Here is a 12,933-nt window from a genome sequence, read left to right as displayed (position 1 = left end):
ACCGATCCGCGCTGCCTAGGGTGGGGGGGTACCGCGTTTCCGGCCCCGGCCGGTTGCGCCCGGCCGCGAGACCCCTGGGGGAACTGCACCATGCGCAGTGGCGCGAAGATCGGCATCATCACCGGCGTGTCCATCGCCGTCCTCGCGGGCGGCGGCTACGGCGCGTACAGCCTGATGAGCGACTCGGGCGGATCCAACGGCAAGAAGCCCCGTACGGTGGTCGCCGAACCGCCGTCGGCCGAGCAGGCGGCAGCCGGCACGAAGGACTTCCTGGCGGCCTGGGCGGCCGGCGACATCGCCAAGGCGGCCTCGCTGACCGACGACCCGGCCGCGGCCACCGCCGCCCTGACCGCCTTCAGGGACCAGGTCAAGCCGAGCGCGCTGACCCTCACCCCGTTCGGCCCGACCACCCAGCAGGTCTTCGCCGCCGCCACCGGCACCCCCGCCCCGGCCGCCAAGCCGTCCGCCGGGGCCTCCGCGACACCGGGTGCGGCCGACTCGCCGTCCGCCACCGCCACGCCCGGGCCCACCGGCACGCTGATGTCCTTCAAGGCCCGCGCCGAGTTCGCGGGCACCAACCGGGCCTGGGACTACCAGGGCTTCCTGGGCGTCGTGAAGATGAGCGACAACACCCCGGCCGTGCACTGGGCCCCGTCGGTGATCCACCCCCACCTGTCCGGCAACGAGACCATCGCCGTCCAGCCGGTCTACTCCCCGCCGTCCACCGTGGTCGACCGCAACGGCAAGCCGGTCCAGGGCGCCTCGCTCACCCCGGCGCTGATGAACACCCTCCAGGAGAACGCCAACAAGCTGCTGCCGCCGGACCCGGCCAAGGAGCAGGACGCGGGCAGCGCGGTGGTGATCTCCGACCCGGCCGGCAAGGGCGCAGCGGACAAGCTGTTCACCATCGTCGAGCCGAAGCCGGGCAAGCCGTTCAAGGTGACCATCGACAACACCCTCCAGGCCGCCGCCGAGAAGGCGATGACCGACCTGGGCGGCAAGCCCGGCTCCATCGTCGCGATCGAGCCGAGCACCGGTCAGGTGCTGGCCTTCGCCAACTCGCCGTCCAACGGCCAGAACCGGGCCTTCACCGGGCTGCTCGCACCGGGCTCGACGATGAAGATCGTCACTTCGGCGGCGCTGCTGGAGGCCGGGGTCAACCCGGACACCGTGGTGGCCTGCCCGGAGAAGAGCGGCAACGCGCACCCGATCCCGAACTCCTTCCCGGGCGCCTTCCCGAACAACACGCTCCAGCAGGACTTCATGATGTCCTGCAACACGGCCTTCATCAATCAGGGCCTGGCCAGTCTGAAGCCGACCAGCCTCGCCGGCGAGGCCAAGGACGTCTTCGGCATCGGCCTGGAGTGGAAGACCGGCCTGCCCAACGCCGACGGCCGGGTGCCGGACCCGGGCACCAACAAGGACGAGCAGTCGATGAACTACATCGGCCAGGGCAAGGTCCAGATGAACCCGCTGGCCATCGCCTCGGTCACCGCCACCGTGCAGAGCGGCGAGTTCAAGCAGCCGATCCTGGTCGCCGAGCTGCCGCAGCAGAAGGCCGCCCGCCCGCTGTCCCCGGACGTGGCCGGCAAGCTGAAGGCGATGATGGCGGCCACCGCCTCCGGCGGCACCGCCAAGGAGGTGATGGCCGGCATCACCGACAACGCGGGCGCCAAGACCGGCTCCGCCGAGGTCGCCGGCGTCGACGTCACCAACAGCTGGTTCACCGCCTACCGCGGCAACATCGCGGTGGCCGCCGAGGTGCAGGGCGGCGGCCACGGCGTGGACGCGGCCGGCCCGGCCGTCGCCTCCATCCTGAAGGCCGCCGGCGGCCGCTGAGCCTCCGGGAGCCGCACCCCCGCAGCCCGCTCAGCCTCGCGGCAGGGCGGGCTGCGGCTTTCCCCGCACCCGGCCGGGCGGGGCCGGGCGCCGACTGCTCCAGCGCCCGGCCGCCAGCCGGGGCCAGATCACCAGCACCGCCGGCAGCGCCAGGTACCCGAACCGTCCGGCCGGGGCCAACATGAAGGCGATCGCGAGCCCGGCGGCCAGCAGGTCGGCCGCCGCGATCGCGGAGACCGGCGGCCGGGCCAGCAGCCAGATCGCCACCGCGACCAGGGCCACGGTCATCAGCGCCAACGAGATCGCGTGCCCGGTCGGCCCGAAGCCGGCCAGCACCTTGCCGGGCAGCGGGCTGCCCGCCGGGGTGCGGATCGCCGTCATCCCGAGCGGGAAGCGCACCACCTGTTCGCGCAGTGCGTCCGGCTGGGCCAGCGCGGACGGCAGGATCACCAACGCGCTCACCCCGACCCCGATCAGCGCGGTCCGGGCCGCGGGCCGCCGGCCGTACAGCCGCCAGAGCAGCAGGACGGCGACTGGCAGCGCGGGCCAGGCCGTCCACTTCAGGGTGCAGGCGAGGGCGAGCACCAGACCGGCGCCGACCGTGCGGTCCCGCTCGGCGAGCGCCATGGCCAGGCAGCAGACCCCGATCAGCGGCAGGTCCACCCCGCCGACCACCAGGGCGAGCGCGATCAGCGGCGAGGCGGTGAGGACGGCCAGCGGCAGCAGCGGCGCGCGCGGGTCGCCGCTGCCGGGGCGGGAGGTCCGCAGCAGCCGCCAGGCGGCCAGCAGGCAGACGAAGAAGGTCAGCGCGAACCAGATCCGGGCGTCCCCGGCGACCCGCGCGAAGGCGGTGGAGTCGCCGAGCAGCTGGCGCGGCATCCCGAACAGGGACATCGCCGGCAGGTACGGGTTGTAGTCGGTGACCACCACCGGGTGCGGCAGGTACGCGGTGCCGGTGGTGAGCAGGAGGTGGGCCGAGCGTTCGACCACCATGACCTCGGACTGGTGGCGGCCCTGCAGGGCGAGCAGCCCGAGCGGGATCAGGACGGCCCCGACGAGGGCGACCGCGGCGGCGGCGTGGGCCGCGAAGCGGCGCGGCAGGGTCAGGCAGAGCAGTCCGGCCAGGACGTAGGCGGGGGCCGCGATCATGCCCCACAGCCGCTGGTTGGCCAGGTCGGAGACGAGCGGGAAGGCGGCGGCCCAGCCGGCCGCGACCAGGCAGCCGAGCAGTTGGACGGTCCGCATCGAGGCGAGCCCGGCGAGCCTGGCGGCATTCAGCCGATCAAGCGTGGGCGGAAAGGTGCTCTCGCCGCGCTGGCGGGGGAAGGGCCGGGCGGAGAAACCGCGCGGCGGTCGTCCGGTTCGGGACGACGCCTCGGTCGCGGAGGTCTTGGCCGGCGTTCTGCCGCGGCCGGTGAAGCGGCCGCGCGGGCGGGAGTAGCCGGGCGTGCGGGTGCTCACCATGGTGGAAGGTTATGGGTGGGAACCGGGCCCTGTCGCCAAGACGGCGGACACCGGACGGGCGATGGCGTGAAAGGGCCGCCGGGTGCCGTGGCGGTCGGCGGCCCTTCACACGGGGGTTTGCTTCCGGGTCAGCCGGAGGTGTTGTCCGAGGACACGGACTGCCGCTCGGCCCGCTCCAGCCGGGAGTGCTTGATGCTGTAGCCGAAGTAGACCACCACGGCGACGCCGAGGGCGATCGCCCCGGCCCGGAAGGTGTCGGCGTGCAGGCCCTTGATCAGGTAGATGCAGAAGCCGATGCTGAGCAGCGGGACGACCGGGTAGCCGGGCACCTTGAAGCCGCGCGGCAGGTCGGGCTGGGTGCGGCGCAGCACGATCACGCCGATCGAGACCACCGAGAAGGCGATGAGCGTCCCGAGGCTGGTGATGTCGGCCAGGACCCGAAGCGGGACGAACGCGGCCAGCGCGCCCACCCCGAGGCCCACCACGATGGTGTTCCAGATCGGGGTGCCGGTGCGCGGGGAGAGCTCGGCGAAGCGCCGGGGCAGCAGGCCGTCGCGGCCCATCGAGTACAGGATGCGGGTCTGGCCGTAGATCACCACGAGGGTGATGCTGAAGATCGAGACGATCGCGCCGAACGCGAAGACCATCGCGGGCCAGCTCTGGCCGGTGATGTCCTGGAGGATCTGGGCGAGGCCGGCCTCCTGTCCCTCGAACTTCTGCCAGGGCTGGGCGCCGATGCCGGCCAGGGCGACCAGGATGTAGAGCACGGTCACCACGACCAGCGAGATGATGATCGCCATCGGCAGGGTGCGGCGCGGGTTCTTGACCTCCTCACCGGCGGTGGACACGGCGTCCAGGCCGATGAAGGAGAAGAAGATGCTGGACGCGGCGATCTGGACGCCGCTGATGCCGAGCGGCATGAACGGGGTCAGGTTGCCGGAGTGGAAGCCGGTCAGCGCCACGCAGATGAACATCAGCAGGATCAGGATCTTGATCGCGACCATCACCGCGTTGACCTTCACCGACTCGCTGACGCCGCGGATCAGCAGGAAGCAGACCATCGCGACCAGCAGCAGCGCCGGCAGGTTGAACCAGTGGGTGCTGTCCGGCGCGCCGGAGAGCTGCTCGGGGATCTTGAACCCGAAGGCCAGGTCGAAGAACTTGTTCAGGTACTCGGCCCAGGTCACCGCGATCGCGGAGGCGGAGACGCCGTACTCCATCAGCAGGCAGACGCCGACGCCGAAGGCGACGCCCTCGCCGAGAGTGGCGTAGGCGTAGGAGTACGAGGAGCCGGAGACCGGGATCGCGGAGGCCATCTCGGCGTAGCAGAGCGCGGTGAGTCCGGCGGTGACCGCGGCGATCACGAAGGACAGGATGACGGCCGGGCCGGCCGAGGGCACCGCCGTGTTCAGCACGAAGAAGATGCCGGTGCCGATGGTCGCGCCGATGCCGATCGAGGACAGCTGCCACAGGCCGATCGAACGGCGCAGGTGGATGCCGGAGCGCCCGCCCTCCTCGGGCGCGCCGGCTGGGAGGGCGTCCTTGCCTTCGGTCTCCGCGATCAGTGTCGAGACGGGCTTGCGTCGCAGCAGACGCGCACCAAGGGTGTTGCTGGCCAAAACTGCGGTCCTTCTGGGCGGGGGGAGGGTGTCCTGGCGGCTGGTCACCCGAAATGCCCTTAGGTGTCATCGGGGGATCAACCGAACAAACATGGGACAGTACCCGGCGAAAGCACCAGTGTCGCAAACGAACAGTCCGAACCGGCGCATTGTCCGAATTGGCGCATAGTGCTGTACAAACCGGACACTTCGTAAACGGCGCTTCTGCCACTCGGTGGGTAAAGCAGCAGCTCAGCACCCCTGTGAGGGCATCCCGCCGAGCACCGGTCCGGCCCGGCGGCGGTTCCCGGCGCGCGGTGCCGACGGCCGGGGAACGCCGATCGGGGCGGACCGGCGGGAGCCGGTCCGCCCCGATCGGCGTTCGGACAGGGAAGGGCGGGCGACACGCCCTACGCGCGGGAGGCCTCGACGGTCGCCCTGAGCTCGGCCTCGGCCTCGGCCGAGAGCGAGGTCTGAATGATCTGCCCGCCGTAGCGGGCGAGCGCCGGGACGACCTTGTCGGCGGTCGCCCTGCGCACCAGCAGGAAGACGGCGGCGGTGCCGGGCTGGAGGTGCTCGCCGACCTGGCGCATGAAGTCGTCGTCCACCCCGATGTCGGTGGAGGCGCCGACCGCCGCCCCGGTCGCGCCGCCGACCGCCGCGCCCACCAGGGGCATGAAGAACAGCAGGCCGATGACCCCGCCCCAGAGCGCGCCGCTCGCGGCGCCCGCCCCGGTCGTGCTGACCTGCTGGTGCAGCTTGATCCTGCCGTCCGCGCGACGCTCGACGACGACCGCGTCCTCCAGCTCGATCAGCTTCTGCTTCTGGAGCCCGATCGCCTCGTTGCGCACCGTCTGGGCGGTGGCGAGGTCCGGGTAGGCGATCGCGAAGAGGTTGCTCATTGCGGGGTCCTTCCAGGGTGTCGGACAGGCCGGCCGGGTCCGGGCGCCGGTGCGGCGGCGCCCCTGTCCCGTTTCGTCACCCTAACGAGCGCTATCCGTATGTATGGACCCTTCGCTACGGCGTGTCTGCTATTACCGGAATCACCCGGGCCCGCCGGTTCGCCCCCCGGGCCGTCACTCCGACCGCCGCCCGGCCAGCGCCGCCACCCCCGCGCCGACCGCGGCCAGCAGGACGGCGGCGACCAGCAGGCTCGCCCACGGCACCGCGACCCGGCCGGTCCGGGCCGCCGACACCAGCCCGCTCACCGCCGTGTTGGCCGGCGAGACCGGCACCACCAGCAGCAGCGTGGCCAGCCCCAGCGCCGCCGGAATGCCGTACTGCGCGCGGACCAGCACCGGCCGGTTCGCCACCGCCCCGGCCAGCACCCCGAGCAGCGCGCAAACCACGGAGGCCACCAGCCCGGCCAGCACCGCCGGCCCGGCCCCCGGCTCCTGCCGCGCCCCCGGGTCGGCCACCGGCCCGCTGGTCCACCACACCGCCGCCACCTGGCCGACGGCCAGCACCAGCGACACCGTCAGCGCCGCCAGCAGCGCGCCCAGATGGACCCGGACCGGGCCCGCCGCCGCCACCAGGCAGGCCCGCGAGGCCGGCGGCTCCGCGCTCAGCGCGCTGCGCACGTACCAGGCGCTCACCGGCAGCAGCACCCCCGCGCCGAAGCCGAGACCGCCCAGCAGCGGATCGCCCGCCGCCACCCCGATCACCAGCAGCAGCGCGTACGCCAGGAACGGCGGCAGCCAGGCGTGCGAGCGCAACAGCAGCTCCAGGTGGTACCGGGTCAGTGCACCGATCTGCGCCATCACCGCTCCCCCTCCTCGTGCCGCCGCACCGCCAGCACCCGGACGGCCGGGCGGCCCAGCAGCAGCCGGCGCAGCAGCGCGTCCGAGTGCACGGCGGGCACCACCAGCCGCACCGCCGTCCCGGCCAGCGCGGTGGCCTCCGGCACCCCCGGGAGCCGCTCCGGCAGCGGGGAGCCGTCCGGGACGTCCACCTCGACCACCATCGCCGGACCGTCCCACGCCGGCTCCCCCTCCCCGTCCTCGACGGGCCGCAGCGCACCGTCCGCACCGACCCGGTACGCGGCGCTGGTCAGCCCGGCCAGCCGGGCCGGGTCGTGGTCGACGAACAGCACCGTGCCGCCCGCCGCCGCCCGCTCGGCGGCCGCCTCGTCCAGCACCGCCCGGGCCTCCGGGTCCAGCCCGGTCCAGGCCTCGTCCAGCAGCAGCACCCGCGCCTCGGGGAGCAGCGCCTGGGCGACCGCGACCTTCTGGCAGGTGCCCTTCGACAGCCGGCTCAGCGGCGTGCCCGCCCGGTCCGCGACACCGAACCGGTCCAGCCACTCCTCCGCCCGCTGCCGCGCCCGCTCCGCCGACAGCCCGTGCACCCGGCCCACCCGCAGCAGGTAGGACGCGGCGTCGAAGGGAAGCGCCGGCGGGAAGCGCTCGGGCACGTACGCCGTCGGGCCGGGCCGCATCACCCGCCCCGTGCTCGGCCGCTCGATCCCGGCGACCATCCGCAGCAGCGTCGACTTGCCGCTCCCGTTCCGCCCGGCGATCCGCACCAACTCGCCCGGCCCGACCCTCAGATCGACCCCGCGCAGGATCCACCGTCCCTGCCGCCCGTACCGCTTGCCGACCGCCGCCAGCTCCATCGGGCCTCCTTCCGGTCCGTTGTTCACGGAAGGCTATCCAGCCCGGTTAAGGCCGGCGTGAGCACCGACTCCCCGTCCACGCGCCGGAGTTCACACCGGGGCGGGTCGGTGCGCGAACCGGACTCGTTTCGCCAGGGCGAACTGATGCTCCCTAGGATCGGGCGGGTGAATACCGGACGACGACCACAGACCAGGCTCGGCAGCCTGCTGGCAGCCCTGGCGATAACGAGCGCCTCGCTGCTCCTCGGCCTGCCCGCCCACGCCGACGAACCACCAGCCGGGAACGCCCCCGCGGCCAAGGAGGCCCCCCGGGTCGACCTCGTCCTGGACGTCAGCGGCTCCATGCGCGAGGCGGACATTCAGGGCAAGAGCCGCATCTCGGTGGCCCAGCAGTCGCTGAACGAGGTGATCGACGCGCTGCCCGCGGAGACCGAGTTCGGCATCCGCACCCTGGGCGCGACCTACCCGGGCAACGACAAGGCCCAGGGCTGCCTGGACACCAAGCAGCTCTACCCGGTCGGCAAGACCAACAAGGTCGAGGCCAAGACCGCCGTCGCCACCCTGCGGCCCACCGGCTTCACCCCGATCGGCCTGGCCCTGCGCGGCGCCGCCCAGGACCTCGGCAAGGGCGAGACCACCCGCCGCGTGGTGCTGATCACCGACGGCGAGGACACCTGCACCCCGCCCGACCCCTGTGACGTCGCCCGCGAACTCGCCTCCCAGGGCATCCACCTGGTGGTCGACACCCTGGGCCTGGCCCACGACGACAAGACCCGCCAGCAGCTGCTCTGCATCGCCAACGCGACCGGCGGCACCTACACCGACGTCCGCACCCAGGAGCAGCTCACCGACAAGGTGAAGCAGCTGGTCGACCGCTCCAACGACACCTACACGGTGACCCCGGTCAAGACCACCGGCACCGACAAGTGCGAGAGCGCCCCGGTGCTCGCCCCGGGCGTCTACACCGACCGCGAGAAGTTCTCCGAGCACCGCGTCTACAAGGTCCCGGTCAAGTCGGGCCAGGAGCTGCGCGCCTCGGTCAGCGTCGCCCTCGACCGCCCGGTGGCAAGGGACTACGGGGTGCTGCTCCAGGCCACCAGCGCGACCGGCCAGGAGCTGGTCCGCGGCACCGACGCCGGCAGCTCCCGCACCGACGTGGTCTCCACCGGCCTGCGCTGGTCAACCGACGACTCCAAGGGCTACGTCACCACCGGCCCCACCGCGTCCAAGGACTCCAAGGAGAAGCCGGAGACGACCGTCTGCCTGGTCGTCAGCAACTCGCTGGCCCCGCAGGCCGGCGTCCAGGCCGACCCCGGCCTGCCGCTGGAGCTGACCGTCGACCTGGCCTCCGCCTCGCCCGCCCCGGAGGGCGCCGCGATGGGCCTCGGCCGCGGCTGGATCCTGCTGCTCACCCTCACCCTGGCCGGCCTGGCCTTCGGTCTGGTCTTCGGCTGGATCGCGCGCTGGCGGATCGCCGTCTGGCGGGAGAACTGACCATGCGTACGATGCTTCGCGGCGCCCTCGCCGCCCTCGCCCTGCTGCCCGCCCTGGCCCTGGGTGCCCCGGCCGCCTCGGCCGCCTCGCCGTCCCCCTCGGCCAGCGCAAGCGGCACCCCGGCCCCGGCCACCAAGGCCGGCACCTCCTTCCTGACCGCGGTCAACCTCTCCCCCGGCCAGGACGCCAAGGTCTCCGTCTCCACGGGTGACTACCTGTACTGGGCGTTCGGCGCCTCCGAGGGCCAGACCCCGACGGTCGACCTGACCGTCAACCTGGCCCCCGCCGCCGACCGGCACGGCCCACAGACGTGGTCCGTCGAGGTCTTCGACGGGCTGCGCCGCCGCCAGTCGTGCACCGCCGGCACCCAGAACGCCACCGCCGACCAGAGCGCCGCCACCCTGGCGCTGAACTGCACCCTGCGTGAGGTCCGCACCTGGGCCGAACCGTGGTCCGGCGACCCGCTGCCCGGCACCTACTACGTGCGTCTGTCGGTCGGCGACGTGCCGCAGCCCGACCTCGGCCTGGCCTCCTCGGTCCAGCTGCACGTCGCCGCCAAGGGCGACGCCGACAACGCCCAGCCCGAGGGCGGCGAGCTGAAGGCCCCGCTGGTCCCGCCGGTCGGCGGCGGCGCCGGCACGGCCAAGGCGGCCGCCCCGGTGGCCCAGGAGGAGCACTGGTACACCGGCTGGTTCTCCGGCTGGAACAGCCGCTGGTACTGGACGATCGGCGGCGGCTTCCTGGCCGCGCTGGCCGGCGTCCTCGGCTACAACCTGACCCGGCACCCGCACGGCCACCGGCCCGGCCGCTACGGCGCCGTCCCGTCCCAGGGCTCCCACCAGAGCGGCAGCCACGCCGGCTCGGACCGCCTCTGAGGCACCCCCGGAGGGCCGGCCGGACGTCGTTCCGGCCGGCCCTCCGGCGTCTGCGGGAAGCCGCGCTCAGCCGCGGAACAGGTTGTGCCCCACGTCGGACGGGACCTCGTCCTGGACCGGCTCGCTGCCCGGCCCCGGCACGTGCTCGCCGGGGATCGGCTCGTCGCCCTCCCGGTGCAGCAGCACGACCCCGTCCTCGGCCCACAGCTGCCGGTAGCCGTGCGCCAGCAGCAGCTGGATCCGCTCGGCCTGCTCCTTGTCCGTCTTGAACGGGAAGGAGCGCTTGTCGCCCCGGGTGAGCACGTACTCGCGCCCGCGCGGCGTGCCGTCGACCAGCACCACGTCCGTCCGGGCGGTCAGCCGCGGCGCGATCTGGTTGTCCGCCTCGACGGACGCCCCGTCCGGGATCAGTGCGGCCGCCCGTACCAGCGCCGCCTCGCTCGGCTTGGGCGCCCAGGAGGACGGCACGGCCAGCGGCAGCAGCCCGATCGGCACCGCGGCCACCAGCGCGATGCCGGCCGCGCCGAGGCCCAGCCCGCGCGCCCGCCGCACGCTCCGCTCCGGCCGCCCGGTGCCGCTCAGCCGGCCCAGCACCTCGATCGCGGCGGTGAGCAGGATCGGCCACAGCAGCGAGTCGTAGTGCCGGGCGATCGACCAGTGGTTGGGGTTGCTGGACAGGACCCGCTCGGCCAGCAGCGGCACCGCGCACAGCACGGTGGCCGAGCGCAGCGGCAGCAGCAGCATGGTGCCGAACAGCCACAGCAGCAGCAGCGGCTTGAGCGGCTGGTCGAAGGCGGTCTGCACCAGCAGGAACGGGTCGTGCAGCAGGTGCTTCACCGCGTCGCCGCCGTCGGTGCCGAGCGCCGCGTAGTTCCAGTAGTAGCCCGGTTCCCCGCCCATCGCCGGGATCAGCCAGGTGATGGCGGCCGCCGAGGCGACCGGCCCGCCCAGCAGCAGCCCCAGGCCGGTGAAGCGGCCCGCCCGGTCGCCGGTGCGGCGGGTGCGCACCAGCAGCACCAGGCCGTACGCCCCGACCATCAGGCCGAGGTCCTCCTTGGTGCAGCACAGCAGCACGGCGGCGAGCACCACCGTGCCGTACCGGCGGGCCAGTCCGCGCTCCAGCATCAGCAGGGTCAGCGGCACCGCGAAGGCGACCTCGTGGAAGCCGACCCGGGCGGCGACCAGCAGCGGCCAGCCGAGCCCGTAGACCAGGCCGGCCAGGTCGGCGGCCCGACGGGCAGTGCGCGGCTCGGCGCCGGCGAAGGCGTGCCCGGCGATCCGCCGGACCAGCGGCACCCCGGCCGCGAACAGCAGCGACTGCCCGATGATCAGCGAGCGCGGGTCGTCCCAGATCCAGTACAGCGGCGCGAGCAGCGCCAGCACCGGTGAGAAGTGGTCGCCCAGCAGCGAGAAGCCGGGCGGGAACTCGTGGTGGAAGCTCTTCAGCGTCGAGACGGGCAGCCCGAAGTGGGCGTAGCCGCGCACGCCCTGGTCGAAGATGCCGAGGTCGAAGCCGCCGAGCGACACGGACGTCCAGCCCTGCAGGCCGATGGCGCAGGTCACCGCGAAGCAGAGCGCGGTGAGCAGCACGGTGCGCCGGGCCGGGCCGAGCAGGACGGCCGTGGCCATCCGGCGGGCGGCGGGCACGGCGGCCGTCGGCGAGGGTGCGGTCTGGGTGGTCACGTCGGGTCCGATCCGTCCGGTCTGGGTCCGTGGGTCCGGACCGTCAGGTCCGGTTCGTCAGCGCGGGATCGCGGTCCGGCCTGGCGGCCGCCGGGGCCCCGCCGCCGGTGCCGTCCGCGGCCTGCCGCCGGGCGCGGTACAGCCGCACGCCCAGGACGACCAGGACGGCGATCGCGATCGGCGGGTAGATCGCGCCGGGCAGCTGCCAGTACCAGGCGACCCCGCGGCCCCACCGGTGCGGCACCGTCCACATGACGTGGGAGAGGAACACCACCAGGGTCAGGCCGAACAGCACCTGCCGGGCCCTGGTCCTGGCCTCCACCGCCAGCAGGGCGAGGAGCGGGATGCACCAGACCCAGTGGTGGGTCCAGCTGATCGGCGAGACCAGCAGCGCGGTGAGCGCGGCGCAGACCGCGCCCCAGGCGTCGGCCCGGCGCAGCACCCGCGCCGAGCGCCCGGCCAGTACCGCCACCCCGAGCCCGAACGCCCCGACCAGCGCCGAGGCGATGAGCCCGACCAGGCCCGGGTCGTTGACGTCGAGCAGCCGGCAGACGGCGCCGCGCAGCGACTGGTTGTCCACCAGGACGGTCACGCCGACCCGGCTCGGGTCCCAGAGGTAGGTGGTCCAGAACCCGTGCGAGGCGTCGGGCAGCGCGGCCCAGCCGATCAGGCCCGCCGCGAGGAAGGTGCCGGCCGAGACCAGGGCGGCCCGGACCCGGCCGGTCAGGAACAGGTAGACGGCGAACAGGCCCGGGGTGATCTTGATGGCGGTGGCCAGGCCGATGCCCACGCCCTTGAAGCGGTTGCGGTCCGAACGGGTCAGGTCCCACAGGACCAGGCAGAGGATGCCGAGGTTGACCTGGCCGTACTGGAAGGTGGTGAAGACCGGCTCCAGCCAGATGCCGAGGCCGGTCGCCAGGATCACCACGGCCGCGCGGTGCTGCTTGGGCCAGCCGGCCAGCTTGAGCGACAGGTGCACGGCCGCGGCGAGCAGCGCGTAGTTGAGGAGCATCACCAGGACGCGCAGGGTGCTCACGCCGAACCAGGTGCTCGGCACGAAGAGCATCGCCGCGAACGGCGGGTAGGTGGCCGGCAGGTCCCAGCCGGGCAGCCGCATCGCGTACAGGTCCTCGCCGCGGACGACGGCCTCGCCCTCGGCCCGGTAGACCAGCATGTCGACCATGGTGGCCCCGTGGCTGTGCCGGAACCAGGCGAACACCGCCAGCGACACCGCCGCCACGCAGGCCGCCGGGAGGGTCCAGGAATTCGGCCTTCCGGTTTCCGCTGCGCCGCCGGGCTCCTCCGGGGCCGACCGCCGCACCCACCGTTTCAGACCGAACTCGCGCACCGCGATGGCACCCCGTCGAGA

At 73.5% G+C, this 12,933-nt stretch carries 10 protein-coding genes; 3 read left to right on the top strand and 7 right to left on the bottom strand.

Translation table 11 applies throughout. From position 1 onward, the window contains the following. The first annotated feature begins 90 nt into the window (after positions 1-90). A complete protein-coding gene (locus tag ACIRRH_RS03765) occupies positions 91-1,839 on the top strand; it encodes a penicillin-binding transpeptidase domain-containing protein (protein ID WP_403061280.1) in 1,749 nt (582 codons plus the stop codon). Between the two features lie 30 nt (positions 1,840-1,869). Here ACIRRH_RS03765 and ACIRRH_RS03760 read toward each other — a convergent pair whose 3' ends face one another. The 5 genes from ACIRRH_RS03760 to ACIRRH_RS03740 all read right to left on the bottom strand — a co-directional run bounded on the left by ACIRRH_RS03760 (position 1,870) and on the right by ACIRRH_RS03740 (position 7,512). Beyond that, positions 1,870-3,303, bottom strand: a complete 1,434-nt coding sequence (locus ACIRRH_RS03760) for a glycosyltransferase 87 family protein (protein ID WP_403061277.1) — start codon at positions 3,301-3,303, stop codon at positions 1,870-1,872. Positions 3,304-3,431: 128 nt separating this feature from the next. Continuing rightward, on the bottom strand, positions 3,432-4,922 hold the full coding sequence (locus tag ACIRRH_RS03755; protein ID WP_403061274.1) for an amino acid permease: 1,491 nt from the start codon (positions 4,920-4,922) through the stop codon (positions 3,432-3,434). Between the two features lie 389 nt (positions 4,923-5,311). Then, positions 5,312-5,803, bottom strand: a complete 492-nt coding sequence (locus tag ACIRRH_RS03750; RefSeq protein WP_403061271.1) for a DUF1269 domain-containing protein — start codon at positions 5,801-5,803, stop codon at positions 5,312-5,314. 174 nt (positions 5,804-5,977) lie between these two features. Then, the gene (locus ACIRRH_RS03745) at positions 5,978-6,661 is read right to left on the bottom strand and encodes an ABC transporter (protein WP_403061262.1); all 684 of its coding nucleotides are present in this window, start codon (positions 6,659-6,661) and stop codon (positions 5,978-5,980) included. Next, complete coding sequence (locus tag ACIRRH_RS03740; RefSeq protein ID WP_403061259.1) at positions 6,661-7,512, bottom strand: ATP-binding cassette domain-containing protein; 852 nt, start codon at positions 7,510-7,512, stop codon at positions 6,661-6,663. The genes ACIRRH_RS03745 and ACIRRH_RS03740 overlap by 1 nt, the downstream gene beginning before the upstream one ends. Before the next feature lie 165 nt (positions 7,513-7,677). On the opposite strand from ACIRRH_RS03740, the gene ACIRRH_RS03735 reads away from it, so the two are divergent. Together ACIRRH_RS03735 and ACIRRH_RS03730 are read left to right on the top strand one after the other, a co-directional pair. Continuing rightward, positions 7,678-9,006 carry a VWA domain-containing protein gene (locus ACIRRH_RS03735; RefSeq protein WP_403061256.1) on the top strand — a complete coding sequence of 443 codons (1,329 nt, stop codon included), beginning with the start codon at positions 7,678-7,680 and terminating at the stop codon, positions 9,004-9,006. Between the two features lie 2 nt (positions 9,007-9,008). Beyond that, on the top strand, positions 9,009-9,881 hold the full coding sequence (locus ACIRRH_RS03730; RefSeq protein WP_403061253.1) for a peptidase: 873 nt from the start codon (positions 9,009-9,011) through the stop codon (positions 9,879-9,881). 66 nt (positions 9,882-9,947) lie between these two features. Here the strand turns inward: ACIRRH_RS03730 and ACIRRH_RS03725 are convergent, their stop codons facing one another. Together ACIRRH_RS03725 and ACIRRH_RS03720 are read right to left on the bottom strand one after the other, a co-directional pair. Further along, positions 9,948-11,564 (bottom strand): DUF2079 domain-containing protein, encoded by a 1,617-nt coding sequence (locus ACIRRH_RS03725; RefSeq protein WP_403061250.1) that lies wholly within the window; start codon positions 11,562-11,564, stop codon positions 9,948-9,950. A gap of 43 nt (positions 11,565-11,607) precedes the next feature. Next, the gene (locus tag ACIRRH_RS03720; protein ID WP_403061247.1) at positions 11,608-12,804 is read right to left on the bottom strand and encodes a glycosyltransferase 87 family protein; all 1,197 of its coding nucleotides are present in this window, start codon (positions 12,802-12,804) and stop codon (positions 11,608-11,610) included. Between the last annotated feature and the right edge of the window lie 129 nt (positions 12,805-12,933).

It is taken from the genome of Kitasatospora sp. NPDC101235 (assembly GCF_044767505.1).
Taxonomy (GTDB): domain Bacteria; phylum Actinomycetota; class Actinomycetes; order Streptomycetales; family Streptomycetaceae; genus Kitasatospora.
This window is presented reverse-complemented; position numbering and strand designations above follow the sequence as displayed.

Coding starts and splice junctions, on each gene's coding strand:
- ACIRRH_RS03750 (WP_403061271.1), bottom strand. CDS start 5,803: ATGAGCAACCTCTTCGCGATCGCCTACCCGGACCTCGCCACCGCCCAG.
- ACIRRH_RS03730 (WP_403061253.1), top strand. CDS start 9,009: ATGCGTACGATGCTTCGCGGCGCCCTCGCCGCCCTCGCCCTGCTGCCC.
- ACIRRH_RS03745 (WP_403061262.1), bottom strand. CDS start 6,661: ATGGCGCAGATCGGTGCACTGACCCGGTACCACCTGGAGCTGCTGTTG.
- ACIRRH_RS03740 (WP_403061259.1), bottom strand. CDS start 7,512: ATGGAGCTGGCGGCGGTCGGCAAGCGGTACGGGCGGCAGGGACGGTGG.
- ACIRRH_RS03765 (WP_403061280.1), top strand. CDS start 91: ATGCGCAGTGGCGCGAAGATCGGCATCATCACCGGCGTGTCCATCGCC.
- ACIRRH_RS03760 (WP_403061277.1), bottom strand. CDS start 3,303: ATGGTGAGCACCCGCACGCCCGGCTACTCCCGCCCGCGCGGCCGCTTC.